Source organism: Mycolicibacterium sp. ND9-15, assembly GCF_035918395.1.
Classification (GTDB): Bacteria; Actinomycetota; Actinomycetes; order Mycobacteriales; family Mycobacteriaceae; genus Mycobacterium.
Map to the genome: position 1 here is coordinate 1,959,305 of NZ_CP142362.1, position 20,865 is coordinate 1,980,169.

General features: G+C 68.3%; 13 protein-coding genes. 8 read left to right on the forward strand and 5 right to left on the reverse strand.

The window, feature by feature from the left end:
• The first annotated feature begins 147 nt into the window (after positions 1-147).
• Positions 148-597, forward strand: a complete 450-nt coding sequence (locus QGN32_RS09680; protein WP_326548353.1) for a hemerythrin domain-containing protein — start codon at positions 148-150, stop codon at positions 595-597.
• Here QGN32_RS09680 and QGN32_RS09685 read toward each other — a convergent pair.
• Positions 581-3,349 carry a cation-transporting P-type ATPase gene (locus QGN32_RS09685; RefSeq protein WP_326548354.1) on the reverse strand — a complete coding sequence of 923 codons (2,769 nt, stop codon included), beginning with the start codon at positions 3,347-3,349 and terminating at the stop codon, positions 581-583. The genes QGN32_RS09680 and QGN32_RS09685 overlap by 17 nt on opposite strands.
• 164 nt (positions 3,350-3,513) lie before the next feature.
• Between QGN32_RS09685 and QGN32_RS09690 the strand changes: the two genes are divergently transcribed.
• The 3 genes from QGN32_RS09690 to QGN32_RS09700 all read left to right on the forward strand — a co-directional run bounded on the left by QGN32_RS09690 (position 3,514) and on the right by QGN32_RS09700 (position 5,862).
• On the forward strand, positions 3,514-4,137 hold the full coding sequence (locus QGN32_RS09690; protein ID WP_326548355.1) for a TIGR03085 family metal-binding protein: 624 nt from the start codon (positions 3,514-3,516) through the stop codon (positions 4,135-4,137).
• 67 nt (positions 4,138-4,204) lie between these two features.
• Positions 4,205-5,149 (forward strand): LLM class F420-dependent oxidoreductase, encoded by a 945-nt coding sequence (locus QGN32_RS09695; protein ID WP_326548356.1) that lies wholly within the window; start codon positions 4,205-4,207, stop codon positions 5,147-5,149.
• Positions 5,150-5,400: 251 nt separating this feature from the next.
• Entirely contained in the window at positions 5,401-5,862 is a 462-nt protein-coding gene (locus tag QGN32_RS09700; RefSeq protein WP_326548357.1) for a hypothetical protein, read from the forward strand.
• Between the two features lie 28 nt (positions 5,863-5,890).
• Here QGN32_RS09700 and QGN32_RS09705 read toward each other — a convergent pair whose 3' ends face one another.
• The 4 genes from QGN32_RS09705 to QGN32_RS09720 form a co-directional block, all read right to left on the reverse strand.
• Positions 5,891-7,408 carry a dynamin family protein gene (locus QGN32_RS09705; protein WP_326548358.1) on the reverse strand — a complete coding sequence of 506 codons (1,518 nt, stop codon included), beginning with the start codon at positions 7,406-7,408 and terminating at the stop codon, positions 5,891-5,893.
• Positions 7,409-7,485: 77 nt separating this feature from the next.
• Positions 7,486-9,528, reverse strand: coding sequence for a dynamin family protein (locus tag QGN32_RS09710; RefSeq protein WP_326548359.1), 2,043 nt, complete (start codon positions 9,526-9,528; stop codon positions 7,486-7,488).
• 99 nt (positions 9,529-9,627) lie between these two features.
• The gene (locus QGN32_RS09715; protein ID WP_326548360.1) at positions 9,628-10,623 is read right to left on the reverse strand and encodes an IniB N-terminal domain-containing protein; all 996 of its coding nucleotides are present in this window, start codon (positions 10,621-10,623) and stop codon (positions 9,628-9,630) included.
• Positions 10,624-10,883: 260 nt separating this feature from the next.
• Positions 10,884-11,414 carry an Rv0340 family IniB-related protein gene (locus tag QGN32_RS09720; RefSeq protein ID WP_326548361.1) on the reverse strand — a complete coding sequence of 177 codons (531 nt, stop codon included), beginning with the start codon at positions 11,412-11,414 and terminating at the stop codon, positions 10,884-10,886.
• Between the two features lie 247 nt (positions 11,415-11,661).
• Here QGN32_RS09720 and QGN32_RS09725 point away from each other — a divergent pair, with 247 nt between their 5' ends.
• The 4 genes from QGN32_RS09725 to QGN32_RS09740 all read left to right on the forward strand — a co-directional run bounded on the left by QGN32_RS09725 (position 11,662) and on the right by QGN32_RS09740 (position 20,834).
• Positions 11,662-13,443, forward strand: coding sequence for an Hsp70 family protein (locus QGN32_RS09725; RefSeq protein ID WP_326548362.1), 1,782 nt, complete (start codon positions 11,662-11,664; stop codon positions 13,441-13,443).
• A gap of 3 nt (positions 13,444-13,446) precedes the next feature.
• On the forward strand, positions 13,447-15,981 hold the full coding sequence (gene iniR / locus QGN32_RS09730; protein ID WP_326548363.1) for an isoniazid response ATPase/transcriptional regulator IniR: 2,535 nt from the start codon (positions 13,447-13,449) through the stop codon (positions 15,979-15,981).
• A gap of 107 nt (positions 15,982-16,088) precedes the next feature.
• Positions 16,089-17,765, forward strand: coding sequence for an Hsp70 family protein (locus tag QGN32_RS09735; RefSeq protein WP_326548364.1), 1,677 nt, complete (start codon positions 16,089-16,091; stop codon positions 17,763-17,765).
• A 138-nt stretch (positions 17,766-17,903) separates the two neighbouring features.
• Positions 17,904-20,834 (forward strand): heterodisulfide reductase-related iron-sulfur binding cluster, encoded by a 2,931-nt coding sequence (locus QGN32_RS09740; RefSeq protein WP_326548365.1) that lies wholly within the window; start codon positions 17,904-17,906, stop codon positions 20,832-20,834.
• Positions 20,835-20,865: the final 31 nt, after the last annotated feature.

Genomic DNA, 20,865 nt, shown 5'->3' on the forward strand with positions numbered 1-20,865 from the left:
CTCCCTTACCTCTGCGGTTTGCCTTCTGCGCCGAACCTAAGACCGCGGGTCCGACGAACCTGGGGCCGTTCGGCCCTTCAACCGATTGCCGGAGCCCTGGAGCGGGTAGCGTCGAGAGTGATGTGTCAGTACTGCGGATGCCGCGACATGCCGTTGATCCGTGACTACATCGCCGAGCACGCCCATGTACTCAATCTCGGCGGTGAAGCCGTCCGTGCGATTGACCGCGGCGACATCGAATCCGCGCGCCACCTCCTCGCCGAAATGGGTGAGGAACTGAGATCGCACTGGCAAGGCGAAGAGAACGGACTGTTCAAGGTGATGGCGCGCGACGAGATGGTCGCCGAGCACATCGATCCGCTGATTCGCGAGCACCGCGAACTGAACGAGTTTCTCGCCGATGTGGACGTGGCCCGCCCACATCATCAGGCCGCGGTCCGTGACGCGGTCGAAGACCTCTGGGAGCACACCAGGAAAGAGGAAGACGGCATCTTTCCGGCCGCGCTCACCATGCTGGACGGTGACGAGTGGAACTCCGCGATCGAGGCGTGGCACGAGGCCCATCCCGACCGGGAGATGGTCAAGTGGAGTGTGTGACGGCCGCCAGGGCCTGAGTTCGGCGGCCACGGTATCGGCGAACCACCAGCTTCTCCAGTTCCACCGCTGAGAAGACCGCCGCGCCGACCCCTGCCGCTTTCAGCCAGTCCACCCAGGTCAGTGGTGCGGAGCCGAACACCGCGTTCATCGCCGGCGTGTACGTGAACAGTGCCGTCAGCGCAACGCACGCCACGACCGTCGCGAATGCGATCCGGTTGCCGAAGAGCCCCACGCGGTTGAGCACCGGCTCCAGCAGGAACCGATTGTTGAGTAGATAGAACATCTCCGCCACGACGATCGCGTTGACCGCCATCGTGCGCGCGGTCTCGACGCTGGTGCCCTGCCGCAACTCCCACAGGAACATGCTCAGTGCGCCGCCTGCCATCAGCACCGAGACCAGCCCCACCCGCCATAGGAAGTGGCGCGACAACAGGTTCTCGTTCGGCGGCCGCGGCCGCCGATCCATCACATCGTGCTCGGGGGGTTCGAATGCCAGCGCCAGCCCCAGCGTCGCGGAGGTGACCAGGTTGATCCAGAGCACCTGGGCCGGGGTCAGCGGCAGGGTCAGCTCGAACAGGATCGCGGCGATCACCACCAACGCCTCGCCACCGTTGGTGGGAAGCATGAACAAGATGAACTTGCGGATGTTGTCGTAGACCGTCCGGCCCTCGGCTACCGCCGCGGCGATCGTGGCGAAGTTGTCGTCGGCCAGCACGATGTCCGAGGACTCTTTGGCGGCTTCGGTGCCCCGATCACCCATCGCAACGCCGATGTCGGCGCGTTTGAGCGCGGGCGCATCGTTGACGCCGTCGCCGGTCATCGCGACGACCTCGCCGTCGGACTGCAGCGCACGCACGAGGCGCAGTTTGTGCTCCGGGCTGGCTCGCGCGAACACGTCGCAATCCTTGGCGACAGTGCGTAATCTGGCGTCGTCCATCTCAGCAAGCTCGACACCGGTGACCGCCGGCTTGCCGACGCCGATGCCCAGTTGCGCTCCGATCTCACGTGCGGTGGCGGCATGGTCGCCGGTGATCATCTTCACCTTGATCCCGGCGCGGTGGCACTCGCGGACCGCGGTGAGCGCCTCGGGCCGCAGCGGGTCGATGATGCCCACCAGACCCAACAGGGTGTACCCGCCGTCGAGGTCGTCCAGCGTCAGCTGGCCGGGTACCCGCTGGTGCCCCCGCCGCTGCGCCAACGCCAGCACCCGCAGCCCCTGCGCGGCGATTTCGGCCGCCATGCGCTGCCAATACGTCTGCTCGAGGGGATGGTCACCGTGCGGGTCGCGTTGCCGGTCGCACAGCGCTATCACCCGTTCCGGCGCCCCCTTCACCAGTACCAGCGGCTCGTCGTCACCCTCCGAATGAAGAGTGCCCATCATCCGAATCTCGGACTCGAACGGTACGGAATCCGTTCGGGGACAACGGGATTCGGTATGAGCGTAGGGCATGCCGAGTTTCTCTCCGAGTACCAGCAGGGCGGCTTCGGTCGGGTCTCCGGTGATCGTCCAGGCGTCGTCCTCCTGCCGCAGGCTGGAGTCATTGCACAGCACGCCCGCACGAACCGTGGCCTCCAACACCGGATAGCGCACCGGATCGATGATCCTGCCGTCGACCGTGATATCGCCGACGGGCGCGTAGCCCACCCCGCCGACGTCGAACTCGTGGCCGCCGCACACGACCCGCTGCACGGTCATCTCGTTGCTCGTCAGAGTGCCGGTCTTATCCGAACAGATCACCGTCACCGAACCGAGCGCCTCGACGGCGGGCAGGCGACGAACGATTGCATGCCGTCGCGACATCCGCTGCACGCCGATCGCCAACGTCACGGTCATGATGGCCGGCAGCCCTTCGGGAATGGCGGAGGCGGCCAGCGCGACGACCATCATGAACATCTCCGACGGCGCATGGCCGCGCGCCAGCACACCGAGTACAAACGTCCCCGCCGCCAGCAGCAGGATCACCGCCGCCAGCAAGCGGCCGAACTTGTCGATCTGACGCAGCAGCGGAGTGCTCGAAACCGCAATCCCCGCGAGCATCCGGTTGATACGCCCCAACTCGGTGTCGCTGCCAGTGCCGACCACGATGCCGGTGCCCTGACCGTGTACGACCAGGGTGCCGGAATACGCCATACCCACCCGGTCGCCCACCGGAGCGTCGGCGGGCACCGCCAGAGTCGACTTCTCGACCGGAACCGACTCACCGGTGAGCGCCGACTCGTCGATCAACAGACCGTCGGTCGACAACAGCCGGACGTCGGCCGGGACGCGATCCCCTGACGCCAACCGGATGACGTCGCCGGGCACCACATCCGCGGCGTCGATGTCGACCGTGCGGCCCTCGCGAATCACCGTGGCGTGCGGGGACAGCATCCGGCGGATCGCCTCCATGGCCGCTTCCGCCTTACCTTCCTGCAAGAAGGCGATGACGGCGTTGATGACCACGGCCGCGAAAAGTACCGCGGTATCGACCCAGTGCTGCAGGATCGCGGTGATCACCGCGGCCCCGGACATGACGTAGAGCAGCACGTTGTGGAACTGCCTGATGAACCTCAGCACCGGGTTCTGCCGTTTGGCGGCGGCCAGTTCGTTCGGGCCGTACAGCTCCCGGCGGCGGTGCACCTCCTCGGTGCTCAACCCGTCGATGCCGCAGTCGAGCCGGTTCAGCACCAACTCGGGCGTCAGCACATGCCACGGTTCTTCGGCCGCGTCCTGCATCGCGCTACTTCCGCGTTCGGCGGACAGCGCATCCATGATGCTCCTCGGTCGTTTCGGGGTGGGCCGACACCGCAAACGGTCGCCGTTCGATACCCAGTGTCGATGTGCACACCTTGGGCCCGTTATGGGGGTTTCACTCCCATTGAACAGGAGGCGCCGCCCGTAGGACGACGCCGGATCAACACGTTCTACAGTTGTGCATGACTGCCGCCCAGCGTGAACGCGCCGCACTCGTCGAAACCATGCGCGCCGTCGGACCCGATGCACCGACCCTCTGCGGCGACTGGACCACCCGCGATCTCGCCGCCCATCTCGTCGTGCGCGAACGCAGGCTCGACGCCGCTCCCGGTATCGCGATCCCCGCATTGGCCGGTTACACCGACAAGGTCCAGCAGCGGACGGCGAACAACACCGAGTGGTCCGAGCTGCTCGACAAGGTCGGCTCTGGCCCGCCACTGTTCTCGCCGTTCAAGCTGCTCGACCCGGTGGCGAACATGGGCGAGATGTTCATCCACCACGAGGATGTCCGGCGCGCCCAACCCGATTGGCAGCCACGGCCACTCGATGACGAGACGGTGTCCGCGCTGACCCGTCCGCTGCCCGTGATGGCTCGCCTGACGCTGGGCAAGGTTCCCGGCCGGCTCACCCTGCGCACCCCGCAGGGCAAGGTGCTCGCCACGGTCGGGAAGGGCCCGGCCGTGACCGTCACCGGGGAACCACAGGAGTTGCTGCTGTTCGTCTCGGGTCGCGACGCCGTCGAGGTCGAATTCGACGGGGATGCACAGGTCGTCGAGGCGGCACGGAACAACCGTCGGGGGCTCTAACCGCTCGCCGTGGCCGGCCCGCATCGGGAGCACGCTCGCCAACTTGCCCCCGCCTAAGCTGGCGGTCGTGAGTTCACCGGTTGATTTCCGCGTTTTCGTCGAACCGCAGCAGGGCGCCTCCTACGCCGACCAACTCGCCGTCGCACGCGCAGCAGAGGATCTGGAATTCTCGGCGTTCTTCCGATCCGACCACTACCTCGCGATGAGCGGGGACGGCCTGCCCGGCCCGACCGACTCCTGGGTCACGCTGGCCGGCATCGCGCGCGAGACGTCCACGCTCCGCCTCGGCACGATGGTCACCTCCGCGACTTTCCGGTATCCGGGGCCGCTGGCGGTATCCGTTGCCCAGGTCGACGAGATGAGCGGGGGCCGCGTGGAATTCGGCATCGGTGCCGGCTGGTTCGAAGCCGAGCATCAGGCGTACGCGATTCCGTTCCCATCGCTCGGCGAACGCTTCGACCGACTCACCGAACAGCTCGAGATCATCACGGGTCTGTGGACGACGGCACAGGGCCAGACCTTCGACCACTCCGGTCGGCACTACACCGTCGTCGGCTCGCCCGGGCTGCCCAAGCCCGCGCAGTCGCCGCACCCGCCGATCATCATCGGCGGGCAGGGGGCCAAGCGGACGCCGGCGCTGGCGGCGAAGTTCGCTGCCGAGTTCAACGTGCCGTTCGTGCCGCTGGACACGGTCAAAACGCAGTTCGAGCGCGTCGGCAAGGCCGTCTCGGAGACCGGGCGGTCCGCCGATTCGATGACGTATTCCGCGGCCTTCGTACTGTGCGCGGGACGCGACGACGCGGAGATCGCCCGCCGGGCGGCGGCGATTGGGCGCGAGGTCGACGAACTGCGCAGCAACTCCCCGACCGTCGGCACACCCACCGAGATCGCCGACCGCCTGGGCCCGTTCCTCGAGGCCGGTGTGCAGCGCGTATACCTGCAGGTTCTCGATATGTCCGACCTCGCGCACCTGGAGTTCTTCGCTCACGAGGTGGTCCGGCAACTCGGCTGAACAAGCGCCCGCGTCCGAGCGGCCCTACGATCGGTGGCCGTGCCCGCGGCAGCCGCGACGACCGTGACGGCGGTGGCGATCCCCCGCCGCCGACCTAAGGAGTGAAACGACGTCGACGACCAGCCCCACAACGACGCAGAGTGCCTCTGACGAGGAGGACGAAGAAACAGCAACTCGTACGACGCGCCGACCGCGGACAAATGTGACGCGCACGCTCTATCCGCTTCCCTGAGCGCCTACTATCGGTGGCCGTGGCGCGATACGGACCTCCCGACGACCCGAACTACTCCGACAACGACCCCACTGCCTACATCAATTACGGCAACGGGGGCCAGGGCGTGCCGCCCGAAGAGCCGGTTCCGTGGTACCGCAAGCCCGCGGCCCTGGTCGCCTTCGGCGCGCTCGGCGCATTGATCGTCGCCCTGATCGTGTGGGGGCTTGCCAGCCTGATCAGCGGCGACGGCTCCACTACCGAACGCACTACGTTGACGCCGTTGACGACGACTTCGCGGTACGTCACGTCGCCCACCACATCGCCGTCACCGCAGACCGTGACAGAGACCGTCACCGCACCGCCGCCGATGACCACGCCACCGACCACCACGACCACCACGACCACCACGACCACGCCGCCGACCACGAGCGTCAGCACAAGCACGGAGACCAGCACCGAGACGGTGACCGAAACCGTCACCGCGCCGCCGACGCCCTAGTTTCGTTGGCCCTTGTCGGATTGGCCGCTCAGCGGCCCCTGTCCGATTGGCCGCGCGCCGCGTACTCGGCGACCAGCGCTTCGGCGCTACGCACCGCCGCCCGGCACGCGCGGGTGGTGAACGGGTCGTTCAACGGATGCTCGGCCCGTCGGCGCCAGCGCTGAGCCGCGGCGAATGCCGCGCGTGGCCCATCGTGGGGATTGTCCGGTTGCAGGCCCAGCCTGCTGGCCGCGTCGGTACCCGAACCGCCGATGATCCGGCGCAGCGACGCCATCTCGTCATCGTTCAAAGTCGTTGGCCGCGAACGCAATTGGCTCAGCAGCCGGAGCTCTTCGAAGGCGTGCGTGTCGGCCAGCAGCGGGTCGATGTCGGCCAGGATGTAGGGCGTGGCGTAGATCGGGTTGTGCTGCACGAACCGGCGCAGTGACAGCAGCGCGGTGTGCGCCTTGAGCAGGTCCGAGCGCTGCGCGAACTGCTGGTCGATGACGTCTCGCAACGCCACCAGCCCGCTGCGCTCCAACAACTCGTCGGCCAGCGCCACCGAGTCGCTGACACCGGCGCGCAACACCGCGATCGAGATGCGGATTCCGAACATGCCGAACCGGTCCAGCAGTGCCGCCCTGGTCGCCGCGTCGACGGGGAGCGCGGCGCTGTCTCCGTCCTCGCGAACGAATCGGTCCACCGACAACATCGCCTTGGTCAGCTCGGCGGCGTCCACTCCGGCGAGTTTCTCGAGCGCGACGAACTCGCTCTGCCGCAGTGTCCGTGCCGTCAACGCCAGCAGCCCCGACACCGGTACCACCGCCTGACACGTGCCGGTCCGCTCCATCTCGGCCGTGAATCGGGTCGCGACGTCCCTGGCCGACAGCATCGCGTCGATCCGCCCCGCACCGATCTCATCGGCGCGGGAAGCCACCCCGATGACGCCCAACGCCCCCGTCGACCCGCCCACCAACTCCCCGATCTGCTTGAGCAGCGCGACGTCGGCGGCATTCAGCGTGCGCAACAGGAAAACCACCGCATCAACCCGCGGCACCCCGTCGTCGGGCACGAGCAAGCGCAGGGTGCGCTCCGAGACGTCAGGGGACAGCGACGATGTGCCCGGGGTGTCGATGATCGTGGTGTCGATCAGCTCTGCGGCGGGCCACTCGACGTCGAGGTCGACGATGTCCTCGGGGTCCAGGCTCGCGAAGTCGAAGGTGAGCCCGCCCTCGTCGGGGTCGCGCCCGATCGGCACATTGGACCGCCTGCCGCCGCGGTGGTTCGCGGTCACCTTCGGGGTGGGGCCATGCCGGAACCACGTCACGATCCGGGTGGCCTCCGTGGCGTCCGTCGGCGCAATGTCCTCGCCCACAAGCGCATTCACCAGGGTCGACTTACCCGCTTTGAGAGTGCCCGCGAGCGCGATACGGATCGGTTGGTTGAGCCGGCCGCCGATGCGCTCCAGCTCGTTGTGCACGTCGGGGCGGTGACGATAAGCGGGGTCGGCCTGGTACGCCCGGATGGTCCCACCCAGGATTGCGCGCACCTGATCGCTCGTGCTCATGTCGCGCTGTCCACCGATGCTCCTGGCTGTTCTCCCCACTCGGCAATGCCAAGGGTCCAGCTTATGCACCGGGGCGGCTATGTGGTGCCCACGGGTTCGGCGGGCATCAGCTTGACCGCGTGGTCGGTGACCTGGTTGAGGATGTTGAGCTGGCGCTCCAGTTCCTTGATCCGGCCGTTGCGTTCGGCCTCCTGGACCTGTGCGGCGGCCAGTGTCGCCTGCAGCGACTCGTTGAGGGACCTGGTCGTCTGGTTGGCGATACCGCGGTAGTGGTCGCGCAGCTGCCGCTGGATCGCCTTGAGCCTGTCGCGAGATTCCTTGCCGACCGCGAACTGTGTGTCGTCGATGAAGCGGCGGGTGTTGGTCTTGGCCTCGTTGCGAACCCGCAGCATCCGGTTATCGACGTTCTCCTTGTAGGCGGTGCGCCCCATCAGTAGACCCGCGCCGAGGGAAATCGGGTTGAACATGCCCAGGCCTGCGAACGAGGTCATCATGCCGAACATCAGCACCCCACCGTAGGAACCCTGCATGCCCATGGTCAGCTTGCGGCCCTTGCCCAGCTGTTTGGCCTCCAGCTTCTGAAGCGACTTCATCTCCCCGAGGCTGGCGCCCATCCGGCCGGGGTCGAGTTGCGGGATGCTGACCGCATCGAGACCAGCCTCGACGAACGTGCGGGCAACCTCGGCGGCCAGCACCTCGGCACGCTGGTAGGCCCAGACGAAGTTGTCGCCGACCGCGGTGGCCACGGCGTTCTCCAGCTCTGCGCCGATTTCGGCCCAATGCTGCGTCGGGTCACAGGTGTCGATGACCTTCTCGATGTGCTGGGCGATCACCCGGAAGCGGCCCCGCAGGTCGTGGTCGACATCGGCGGTCAGATCGGCGATCCCGTCGTTGAGCACCTGTTGCCACAGCGCGGTCTGCTGCAGCGCATCCTGGGCCTCCTGCTTACGCCGCTCGAGCTCCTCCTTGAGCCGGTCACGCAGGCCGGGGTCGTTGAGCGCAGCCAACTCGGTCTTGACCTTGAGCGTCAAATGCTCAGCCGCCGAATAGATCTCGTTGACGACGTGATCGCGGATCCGGTCGTTCTGGCGCCCCAGCACCTGCTCGCTGAGGAACTTGACGATCGCGGGGAAATTCGACTCCTCGTTGAGCTCCTTGTCGTTGAGCTGGATCGCGTGGCTGCGGAGCAGCGACGACGCGGGGATCATCGGGACGGTCACATTCGTGCGCTGCAGGTGGGCCTTGTTGGCCCCGACGATCTGGCGCCAGTGCGGATAGAGATCGGTCTTGGTCGCGATAATGGTTGCGACAGGGCAGATCTCGAATGCCTGCCGCATGAACGTCATCTCGGGTGCGGTGAACTCCTGGCTGGTGTCGCTGCACATCAGAAGCGCGTCGGCGTCGGGCAGCAGCCCCAGCGTCGCCGACAGGTGGGGCTGGCCGTGGCCCCCGACGCCCGGGGTGTCCACGAACGCCAGGCCGTTCCTGAGCAGCGGGCTGGCCGCGGTGACCTCCACCCGGATCACCTCACGCCCGCCGGCCTGCGGCGCCCGCCGTAGATCGTTCTTGATGTCGGCCATCGGGATCTCGATGGCTTCGGGCTCCTCGCCGTCGCCGCGCGCGACGATCAGCTTCGCGCTGGCGGCTTCGCCATAGGTCACCACGGTCGGAAGCACCGTGCTCTCGTCGTCGCCGACCCGCGAAACAGGGACATTGAGTAGCGAGTTCAACAACTGGCTCTTGCCCTGCTTGAGTTGGCCGGCGATCACCACCCGAATCTGCGGATCGGTGATACGGGCCTTGGCCTTGGCCAGCCGCTCGACGAGGTCGCCGCGATCGTTGGCACCGGCGATCTTGCTGGTGTGCTCGATCAGTTCGACGACGACCTTCGTCTGTCTGGCCGGCTCGCCGGCCGTAGCCTGTCTGGCCGGCTCGCCGGCCGTAGCCTGTCTGGCCGGCTCGCCGGCCGTAGCCTGTCTGGCCGGCTCGCCGGCCGTAGCCTGTCTGGCCGGCTCGCCGGCCGTAGCCTGTCTGGCCGGCTCGCCGGCCGTAGCCTGTCTGGCCGGCTCCTTGCGCCGGTCGCTGGAGATCGCCGTGCGGGGGTTGTTGCCTTGCGTCATGGAATCCTCGTGTCCCGGTGGGCCGGTGAGTCAACGGTAGACGTGCCGACTGGCGGGGATCGTCGTTTGATCCCCGCCAGTGGCGTTGTGCGGCTGTCTTCAGAACAGGCCGGTGTCGACGGTGGTGCTCACGTCGACGTCGGTGTTGACCTGACCGGAGTTGTCGGTCGAGTTGTCCTGACCGGAGTTGTCGACCGAATTGTCCACCGAGTTGTCCACCGAGTTGTCCTCGATGCTCGAGCCACCCGAGATGCCCCCGGACACGCTGCCGTCGATGTCGCCGACATTGGTCTGGTTGCCATCGACATTGGTGCTGGTGGTGTCGTTGTCGTTGATAACGATGCCGCCGCCGGCCCCGCCGGACCCGCCGGTGGCGTCGCCACCGTCGTTGCCGACCCCGATCAGCCCGCCGCCACCGTCACCACCGGAAGCCCCACCACCGTTGCCCCCACTCATGTCGACGTCGTTGATGACCGGGCCCTCGTTATCGGAGATGATGTCCCCGCCCGCACTCTGATCGCCGCTGTCGTCGATCTCGTTGTCCTCGCCGATGTTGACGTTGGAGTCCTCGATATCGCCGGTGTTGACGTTCTCGTTGTCATCGCCGACCACGTTGCCGTCCCCATCGACGTTGGTGGCATCGATATCGCCGGCGGTGCCGGTGTTGACCACCCCGCCGTCGGTGGCGGTGTTGGTGGTCTTGTCACCGAAGGTGATGTCACCGAACTCCAGGCCGACGTTGCCGATACCCTGCTGCTGGTCCTGCCCGGCGTGATTGACCGTGTTGGTCTCCGGGCTCAACAACCGCGTGTCGTTATGGCTGAGCATGTCGTTGTTCGACAACACCTCGGTCTGCCGCTGCGGGGTGAACGCGATCCCATGGGTCTGGGCCACCGCCTGCTGCAAACCCAGCACCGGGTTACCACCCCCGTGCACCACCGCCGCCGGCGCCACGGTGGCGGCCACGGCCTGCACTTGGGCGGCCGAGACGTTGCCGAAGCCGGCCTGGTGCAGTTCGCGGTCGGGGTCGGCGACGAACGCCGCAGCAGAGACCGGGTCGCGGAAAAGGTTCAGAAACCAGTCGATGAGGTTCATGTCGGATCCTTTCGGGGTGTTCGTTTCGGGGTCTGGTCGCCGGTTTGTCCGGCGAACTGATGACCACGGTATGGACGGCGCGACGGCACAGAAACGGGGTCGCAACCCCTCCCTGCGAACCATCGTCCCGGGAACGGGATGGGGGAAGCATTAGGGGATTAGGGGATGGGTTGGGGGTGCTGCTTCTCGGCCGCCGCGCAGGTCGAGAAGACAACATGCGCGGCCCCACAGAGGGACCGCGCATGTTGTCGCCTGGTTGGTCAGTCGAAGATGTCGAACCCGCCGGAGTCGACATCGACCTGGTGGACGTCGGCCACCGCATCGCCGAAGTCCTCGATCGCCGGCACGCCGTCGACGGCGGCCGGCTCCATGTCCGAATCGAACACCGGCTGGTCGAACTGCAGCGACGCGTCATCGGCGCCCGCGACATCCGGAACGTCCGGCTCGGCGAGCCCCGGGACCGTCGGATCGGAGATCAAAGCGGCGGATACGTCGTCCACCACGTCGGCGGGCACGTGCTCTCCGAACGCGTCGAATGCGGCGGTGGCCGCACCACTGCTCCATACGTTGCCGGCCGCTTCCGCGATGCCGCCATCAAGTCCGGTGGGTACCGTCGTGGGCAGTGCCGACATCGACTCGGAGACCATCGGGATCAGGGCGTGGACATCGGCACCGGTCACATTGGTCAGGTTCGCGTCGAGAATGGCTTGGTCCGGATCGGCGGCGAAGCGCGCGGCCACGTCAGGATCGCGCACCACCGACATCACGAAGTCGAGCAGCTCGTTGGCCATGAAACACCCTCCCTCCCGCGGACGGATATATACGGGCTGGAGATATGACCCAGCCCAAAGTGGCTTGTCTCGATGCTATCGACGGCGGCTGCCCTGGTGATCGGTGCGAAACCCACCTCCGCGGAGCCGCCGATAGGGGACGGGCCGTTAGGGGATTTCGCCGCACTAGGGGCAGCTCCCGTGCCCGAAGGGGATGAGCCGCTATCGTGATGGCCGGGTCCGAATGCACCCAAAAGCAAAGGTGGAGATGAGCGACTCACTCGGGTTGTCGATCGGATCGACCAACTTGGTGGCGGCCCGAATCGGCCGCCCCCCGGTCATGCGCCGATCGATACTCACCGTGTTCGAGGATCGCGCCCCGGAGGTCGGTGTTCCCGCCGAGAATCCGAACTTGAATCAGCCCGGCATGGTGTTGAGCGGTTTCGTCGAACGCGTCGGCGATCCGGTGCCCCTGGTCGCGGCCGACGGTTCGCCGCACCGTGGGGAGCGGGTGCTGGTGGAGGCTCTCGATGCGATGGCGCGCACCGTCGACGGCGGTGACCCCGTCGTGGTCGCGGTGCCCGCGCACTGGGGCCCAGCCACGGTGGGGGCATTGCGGGGTGCGTTGCGGGCCGCGCCGGGCCTCGCCCCGAACGGGGTGGCGCCCACGCTGGTACCCGATTCGGCGGCCGCGCTGGCCGCACTGCAGGCCGCACCTGGGCTACCGTCAAGCGGCGTCGTGGTGCTGTGCGATTTCGGTGGCAGCGGAACCAGCATCAGCCTCGCCGAGGCGGCAGCCGGCTTCAGCGCGATCGGGGACACGGTCCGCTACGCCGACTTCTCCGGCGACCAGATCGATCAGATCCTGCTGAACCACGTCGCCGCGGGCATCGCGGCGGCCAACGACGCCGACCCGGCGAGCACCGCCGCGGTCAGCTCGCTGGCCCGGCTGCGCAACGAGGCCCGGCTGGCCAAGGAGCAGCTGTCGGCCGACACCACCGCCGTCGTTCACGCCGACCTGCCGGGATTCGACTCCGACGTGCGGGTGACCCGCACCGAGTTGGAGCAGCTGATCAACGAACCGCTCGCCGGAGTTCTCAACGCCGTCGAAGAGGCGTTGCAGCGCAACAACATTCCGCTGACCAACGTGTCGGCGGTCGCGACGGTCGGCGGCGGCGCGAACATCCCGCTGGTCACCCAGCAGCTGTCGACCCGGCTGCGCACCCCGGTGATCACCACGCCGCAGTCCCAACTCAACGTCGCCGCCGGCGCAGCGCTGATCGCCGACGCCGCCCAGGCGGCGACGGGGATGGCCGCCGCGGCGGATGCCCCGACTGGGATGGCCCCGACGAGCATGGCCGCCGCCGCGTGGGCGGCCGGCGCCGCGGGTGTGGCGGCCTCCGAATCGGCCGCCGACGGCGCAGGCTCGGCGACGTTTCGGGCGCTGGCCTGGTCGCAGGACGACTCGCCGGCCGGTGAACCGGTGCCCTACGCCGGTGAGGACTACACGTTCGAGCCGGGTGGCACCGGCGCGCGGCCCGCGATGGAATTCGCCCACGAAGAAGAGGGATTCGAGCCCGAACCCGAACCGCTGCCCTGGTACCGGCGGCCGGTGGTGCTGTTCGGCGCGGCGGCCGCGGCCGCGCTACTGGCCGCCGGCGGCCTCGCGGTCACGTTGACGGGCACCACCGGCGACAGCTCACCCGTGACCGAGACCGCGACGACCGTCGAGACCGGCCCGTCGCCGCAACAGACGACTTCGGCTGCCCCGCAGACCATTACGATCACCGGCGAGGACGGCCGGCCGACTACCAGCGTCGTGCCCCCGCCACCACCGCCGCCAACCACCACCACCACGACGACGTCCCCGACCACCACCACCACGACGACGACAACCACCACAACCACCACCACAACCCCGCCCACTACTACGACGACGCGTCCCACGACGACGCAGCCCACCACCACCCAGCCTCCGACGACGACCGAGCCGCCGGTCACCACGACGGTCGAACCCGAGCCGGACGTGCCGAATCCAGACGAGCCGTAGACCATGGCCGCGTCGGACCCGCGGACCGATATTCCGCCGCCCGCGCGTGACGCGGTCGCGAGATTGGCGGGCGCACCGAACGAACCGGTCAAGTTGCTCGTGTCCGGAGGTATCGGCACCGGTAAGAGCACGGTGTTGACCGCGATCCGGACCGTGCTGCGATCCGCCGGTGTAACGGTTCTGACCCGGCCCCCGCGAGTCGGTGACGAGCAGGGTGCCCCGATAGTCATCGACGACGCCCATCTGCTGGACGACCACGAGCTCGACCACCTCGCAGATCGGGTCGCCGACCTCGCCTCCACCGTCATCGTGGGCACCGAGCCGCTCGTGCAACGCTTACCAATGCGCGCGCTGGCCACCGCGATCGAACGGGAGAACCCGATCGTCACGCTCGGACCGCTGCCGCCGACCGAAGTGGCGAATTTCGTCACCGAAAACCTCGGTGCCACGCCGTCATCGGCGTTCATTCGGTCGTTGATCGTTGCGACCGAGGGCCTCCCGTTCCTGCTGCGGCCGGCGGTCGCGGCCGCTGCCGGCGGCGACGGGAAGGCACCGGCCACCGCAATTCTGCAGGCGGCGAAGTTCGCATTGACCGACCGGCTGCGCCGGGTCGACGATGCCACTCTCGACGCGTTACTGGTGACGTCGCTGAGCAGGGACCTCGGAGCAGACGACGTCGCGGCGGCGTTGCGGATGAGCGCCGAGGACGCCTCCGCGGTGGTGGACCGGGCGCGCGCCACCGGGCTCATCGAGCCGTCCTACAGTCGCGCTTTCCTGCGGGCACTGCATCAATGCATCGCACAAATCCTCGGCGCGGCAAGGCATCACGACACCGAGGTTTCGCTTCTGGTGTCACAACTCGAATCATCCACGCTGTCAGCCGATCTCGCGCTTCAGCTGGCCGCGCATGGGCTGCGCGACGACCGGTTGGCCACCGCACTCGCCGAATTTGCATCACGCAGTCACCACCAACCCACAAGGGCAGCAAGGCTTTACCGCGCCGCCGCCGATGCAGGTGCGACCACGTTGAGCCCACCGCTGGCGGACGCGCTCGCGCTGTCCGGGGACTGCGTTACCGCGGACAGGCTCACCGATCAACTGCTCGGCTCCGGGGATCCGGCCGAGAAGGCCGCCGCGGTGCGGATCGCCGCCAGCATCGCCGTGCACGACGGCGGTGCCGCGCAGGCGGCCGACCTGTTCCGCTGGCTGGGCCCGTATCCGGACGCGTTGGTCAGCTCGGCCGGCGCGGTGGTATTGCTTGCGACCGGCGACCTACCTGGCGCTCTCGCAGCGGTGTCCGCCGAGGCCACCGGCCCTCCGACCTCCACGGCGCGCGCCGCACGCAGCCTCGCCGACGGGCTGCTGATGACGCTCGAGGCGCCCTACCCCGCCGCCGTTGCCCGACTTGGGCGGGCCCTCAACGCGGACCAACCGGCGGCTGTCGTCGCCCCGGACACCCCGGCCGCGCTGGTGACGCTGGCCGCCCTGCACGGGGGCGACCCGGTACGGGCCCGCAGCGTGATCGGCCGCGCGGTGCGCGCGGGGCACGAGGACGGCGCCGAGGCACGGCTTTTCGTCGCCCGAAGACACCGGCTCCTGCTGGGCTGGGTGCGCATGCTGGACGGTCAGCTGCCCGCGGCGACCTCCGACGTCACGGTCGCGTGCGCCGACGTCGACGCCTCCCCCCTTCATCGCCGCGACGCGCTGTGGGCGACCGCGCTGCAGACCGCGATCGCCCGCCGCAGCGGCGACACCGGCGCAATGCAGAAGCACTGGTATGAGGCGGTGGAGGTGCTCGCCGAGTATTCGATCGACCTGTTCTCGCTGCTGCCGCTCGGCGAGTTGTGGGTGGCCGCCTCCCGGATGCGTCAGATCGACCGGCTACAGCACACTCTCGACGAGGCGTTCACGATGCTCGGCTCGCTCGGTGATCCGGTGTTGTGGTCGGCGCCGCTGCACTGGGCCGGCGTGCACGCCGGGATCCTCGCCAATGCGCCGGACGCGGTTGCCCCTCACGGCCAGGCGCTGACGGCCGCGGCCGGGCGCAGCGCCTTCGCCAAGACGCTGGCCACAGCGGGCCGAACATGGCTGCGGGTGCTGGCGAACCACGTCGACATCGACGAGGTCACCACCGCGGCACGGCTGCTCGCGCAGGTCGGTCTCACGTGGGACGCCACCCGCCTGGCCGGTCAGGCCGCGTTGCAAACCCCCGACGGCCGGGTGTCGGGCGCGATGCTGCAGTTGGCCCGCGACCTGAAACAGACCGTCGCGGTCGACGAGGCTCCCGGTGGCAAGGCCCGGCAAGCATCGGTTGACATTGACTCGAGGGGGCCGTCGTACATGCGGCTCTCCAAGAAGGAGACGGAAGTCGCCGAACTGCTCCTGCGCGGCATGCCTTACAAGGGGATCGGAGAGCAGCTGTCCATCTCGCCGAAGACCGTCGAACACCACGTCGCCCGGATCCGGCGTCGCCTGGGCGCGGAGTCCCGCTCGGAGATGCTGTCGATGCTGCGCGCCATGCTGGCGCCGCAGTCCTGATCACCCAACGCGGCGCCATCCCCTAACGGTGATCCCCTAAACCGGCCGGTTCGACAACGGGACCCGCACCGGATTCGTCGCCCGACGCGTCGCCATAGCGTCATCGCATGGTCAATCACCAGGCAACTCCGAGCGGGCCGGTAGGCCTGTCGGTCGGCGCGACCACCCTCGCGTTGACGCGCGACGGGCATGCGGCGGTGATCCGGCCGTCCGAGGTGACACTGCATGGGCGACGGCTCGCCGGCTTCGTCGACCGGGTAGGCGATCCGGTGCCAGTCATCGCACCCGACGGCACCCCCCATCGTCCCGAGCATCTGCTCGCCGAGGCGCTGCTCGCGCTCGCACGGGCGGCAGGCTACGGCTCGACGGACATGGCGGTGGCCGTACCCGCGCACTGGCGCCCGTCGGTCGTCGACACCCTGCGCCGCACCATGCCTGACGAGGTGCCGATGGTCTCCGACGCGACCGCGGCGTTGACGACGCTCGACGCGGACCCCGGCCTGCCGTCCCGCGGCGTCGTGGTGCTCTGCGACTTCGGCGGCAGCGGGACCAGCATCACGCTCGCCAACGCATCGGCCAACCACGCGGTGGTCGGAGAGACGCTTCGGCTGCCCGACTTCTCCGGCGACCTTGTGGATCAGGCACTGCTCACCCACGTGATGTCGTCGGTCCCCTGCGACGCCGACCCGTCCGGAACAGCGGTCGTCGGCTCGCTGGCGCGGTTGCGCGACGAATGCCGCGCCGCCAAGGAGCGGCTGTCGGCCGAGACCGCGACGGCCGTCGCCGTCGACCTGCCTGGACACCGCGGTGATATTCGCGTCACCCGCAGCGAACTCGAGCGCCTCGCTGCGCACCCGGTCGCGGATCTCCTTGCCGCCCTGGACGAAATGCTCGAACGCTACGGGGTTCCGCCGGCCGCCGTCACGGCCGTGGCGACCGTCGGCGGCGGCGCACGCATCCCGCTGATCACCCAGAAGTTGTCAGAGCACCTGCGTGCGCCCGTGGTGACCACCGCGCAACCGCAGCTGGCCGCGGCCACGGGCGCGGCGCTGATCGGCCAGCGCCGGCGCGTCGTCGAGATTGCCACGGCGCTGTTCGACGCCGGACCACCGTCGCGTACGTCCGTCGCGCTGGCCTGGTCACAGGACGACGACCGGGATGACGCACCCGTGCACTCCGGCGGCCATCGGCCCGAGATCCACTTCGAGCACGAAGAATGGCAGCAGGAGGCGGCGTCGAGGCGGTCTCCGCTCGTCCTGTTCGGCCTCGCCGCGGCCGCCGCGGTGATCACCGCGGCGGTGTTCGGCGTCATGCAGTTGCGCGGTCACACCGATACCCCAGTCGACGCGGCGACCACCCTCACTCCCGAGGTGTCGCCCTCCCCCGCGCCTGCGGCGCCGGCTCGCATTCCAGCGCCCTCGGCACCGCAGGCCACTCAACCCACCACGATCGTCGTGCACCCCGCACAGCGGTCGTCCGCGCCGCAGCGCCAGTCGCCCCGGCAGGCGCCGGCGGCACAGGCAGCGCCCGCACCGGCCACCGCGCCGCCGCCGACACCGGTCACCACCACAGCGGCCGCCACGCCGTCCACTACACCGTCCGCCATGCCGCCCACCACGTCGAGCACACCTCCGACGACGCCGCCCGAGGCCCCACCGTCGCCCGACCCCCCGCCCATTGATCCGGGCCCCGGCAACGGCGAACCCGCGGGATCGGATTCGAGCGTCGACCAAACGGGTACCGACACCGTGCCCGTCGACCCCGGCCCGGGCGGCGGCGATTAGTTAGGACTACCTTCGTAGCGGCGTTTCCTCCCGAGATGCAACTATGACCCCCGGGCTTGAGCAGGCCCTGAGCTAAAGTTACCGACGGGTAACTTGAGATAAGTTACTCTTGAGTAACTTGGGAACGGGAGGCGCGCCGTGGATACCCAGATGCTGATCAGGCTTGTCGTCGGCCTCGCGCTGACCGCACTCGTTCTGGTGTTCGCCGCAAGACGCGTGCTCTGGCTGACGAACCTCATCCGCTCCGGAGCACGGACGAGCCCGGAGAACAACCGCAAAGACCACCTCGCCACGCGCATCGGGACGCAGATCAAAGAGGTTTTCGGGCAAACCCGGCTGTTGAAGTGGTCGATTCCGGGCCTCGCGCACTTCTTCACGATGTGGGGCTTCTTCATTCTGGCGTCGGTCTACCTCGAGGCCTACGGTCTGCTCTTCGACCACGACTTCCATATCCCGTTCATCGGCCGCTGGGACGCGCTGGGCTTCCTGCAGGACTTCTTCGCCGTCGCCGTGCTCGCCGGCATCATCGTCTTCGCGATCATCCGGGTGCGCACCGAACCCAAGGAGCACGGCCGCGAGTCCCGGTTCTATGGGTCGCACACCGGTGGCGCCTGGCTGATCCTGTTCATGATCTTCAACGTCATCTGGACCTACGCGCTGGTTCGTGGCGCCGCGGTGAACACCGGTGCCCTGCCGTACGGCAACGGCGCGTTCTTCTCCCAGTTCATGGGCTGGGTGCTGAGTCCCCTCGGCGAAACTGCCAACGAGTGGGTCGAGACCATCGCCTTGCTCATGCACATCGCGGTGATGCTGGTCTTCCTGTTGATCGTGCTGCACTCCAAGCACCTGCACATCGGCCTGGCCCCGATCAACGTGACGTTCAAGCGACTGCCCGACGGCCTGGGCCCGCTGCTGCCGGTCGAGTATGAGGGCAAGTCAATCGACTTCGAGGATCCGCCGGAGGACGCCGTGCTGGGCCGCGGCAAGATCGAGGACTTCACGTGGAAGGCCTACCTCGACATGACAACGTGCACCGAGTGCGGTCGGTGCCAGTCGCAGTGCCCGGCGTGGAACACCGGTAAGCCGCTGTCGCCCAAGCTCGTGATCATGAACCTGCGCGACCATCTGTTCGCCAAGGCGCCCTACATCCTCGGTGACAAGGAATCGCCGCTGGAGAACACGCCCGAAGGCGGTCTCGGGGAAGAACTCCGCGGCGAGAAGCAATCCGAGGAGCATTCGCACGAGCACGTCCCCGAGTCGGGCTTCGAGCGGATCCTCGGTTCGGGTCCCGCACAGGCCACTCGGCCCCTGGTAGGCACCGAGGAACAGGGCGGCGTCATCGACCCCGACGTGCTCTGGTCCTGTACGACGTGCGGCGCGTGCGTCGAGCAGTGCCCCGTCGACATCGAGCACATCGACCACATCGTCGACATGCGCCGCTACCAGGTGATGATGGAGTCCGAGTTCCCCGGCGAGCTCGGCGTGCTGTTCAAGAACCTGGAGACCAAGGGCAACCCGTGGGGCCAGAACGCCAAGGACCGTACGAACTGGATCGAAGAGGTCGACTTCGACGTGCCGGTGTACGGCAAGGACGTCGAGTCGTTCGACGGCTACGAGTACCTGTTCTGGGTGGGCTGCGCCGGCGCCTACGAGGACCGCGCGAAGAAGACCACCAAGGCCGTCGCCGAACTGCTGGCCGCGGCGGGAGTGAAATTCCTGGTGCTCGGCGAGGGCGAAACCTGCAACGGCGACTCGGCCCGCCGCTCGGGCAACGAGTTCCTGTTCCAGCAACTCGCCGCGCAGAACGTCGAGACCCTCAACGAGCTGTTCGAGGGCGTCGAGCGGGTGGACCGCAAGATCGTGGTCACCTGCCCACACTGCTTCAACACGCTGGGCCGCGAGTACCCGCAGGTCGGCGGCAACTTCACGGTGCTGCACCATACGCAGCTGCTGAACCGGCTGGTGCGCGACAAGAAGCTGATCCCAGTCGCCCCCGCCGACGGTGGGATGGACATCACGTACCACGACCCCTGCTACCTCGGCCGGCACAACAAGGAGTACTCGGCGCCGCGTGAGCTGATCGGGGCGTCGGGCGCGAAGCTGACCGAGATGCCGCGGCACGCCGACCGCGGCCTGTGCTGCGGTGCCGGTGGCGCGCGGATGTGGATGGAAGAGCACATCGGCAAGCGCGTCAACGTGGAACGCACCGAAGAAGCCATGGACACCGCCTCGACGATCGCAACCGGCTGCCCGTTCTGCCGCGTGATGATCACCGACGGTGTCGACGACGTGGCCGCCAGCCGTAACGTGGAAAAGGCCGAGGTTCTCGACGTGGCGCAGCTGCTGCTGGGTTCGCTGGACAAGACCGCCATCGTGCTGCCGGAGAAGGGCACCGCGGCCAAAGAAGCCGAGGAGCGCGCCGCCACGCTGGCCGCGGCGGCGCCCGTGACGGCGGCGCCGGCCGATGCTGAGCCCGAACCCAAGCCGGAACCCGAGGCCGCCAAGGTCGAGGCCGCCACGGCGACGGAAACCAAACCGGTCACCGGTCTCGGGATCGCGGGCGGCGCCAAGCGACCCGGCGCGAAGAAGGCCGCGGCGGCGGGCGAACCGGCCGAAAAGCCCGCTGCCGCAGCGCCACCGGCGAAGGGACTCGGTCTTGCTGCGGGCGCGAAGCGTCCGGGCGCGAAGAAGGCGGCCAAGCCGGCATCACCCAACGAGGGCGAAGCCACCGTCACCCAGCCGCCCAACGTCGATCCGGACCAGGCAACGCCGGGCGGCAAGACCGATACGGCTGACTCGGACCGCGGATTGGACGACAAGCCCGAGCCGGAGGTCAAGGGGCTGGGCATCGCCCCGGGTGCGCGCCGACCCGGCGCCAAGAAGGCGGCTGCGCCGGCGCAGCCATCCGCTGCCCCCAAACCGGCTGCCACGCAAGCGGAACCGGCGAGTAGCGGCGAATCCGGCGCTGCCCCTGAGTCATCCGACAGCGACGGCGGAGACAAGCCCGAGCCGCCGGCGGTGAAGGGCCTCGGCATCGCCAGGGGTGCTCGCCCGCCGGGCAAGCGCTGAGACGTTCCCCGGCGATTTTCGTTAATCGCTG

Coding starts and splice junctions, on each gene's coding strand:
- QGN32_RS09680 (WP_326548353.1), top strand. CDS start 148: ATGCCGTTGATCCGTGACTACATCGCCGAGCACGCCCATGTACTCAAT.
- QGN32_RS09685 (WP_326548354.1), bottom strand. CDS start 3,349: ATGGATGCGCTGTCCGCCGAACGCGGAAGTAGCGCGATGCAGGACGCG.
- QGN32_RS09690 (WP_326548355.1), top strand. CDS start 3,514: ATGACTGCCGCCCAGCGTGAACGCGCCGCACTCGTCGAAACCATGCGC.
- QGN32_RS09705 (WP_326548358.1), bottom strand. CDS start 7,408: ATGAGCACGAGCGATCAGGTGCGCGCAATCCTGGGTGGGACCATCCGG.
- QGN32_RS09710 (WP_326548359.1), bottom strand. CDS start 9,528: ATGACGCAAGGCAACAACCCCCGCACGGCGATCTCCAGCGACCGGCGC.
- QGN32_RS09715 (WP_326548360.1), bottom strand. CDS start 10,623: ATGAACCTCATCGACTGGTTTCTGAACCTTTTCCGCGACCCGGTCTCT.
- QGN32_RS09720 (WP_326548361.1), bottom strand. CDS start 11,414: ATGGCCAACGAGCTGCTCGACTTCGTGATGTCGGTGGTGCGCGATCCT.
- QGN32_RS09725 (WP_326548362.1), top strand. CDS start 11,662: ATGAGCGACTCACTCGGGTTGTCGATCGGATCGACCAACTTGGTGGCG.
- iniR (WP_326548363.1), top strand. CDS start 13,447: ATGGCCGCGTCGGACCCGCGGACCGATATTCCGCCGCCCGCGCGTGAC.
- QGN32_RS09735 (WP_326548364.1), top strand. CDS start 16,089: ATGGTCAATCACCAGGCAACTCCGAGCGGGCCGGTAGGCCTGTCGGTC.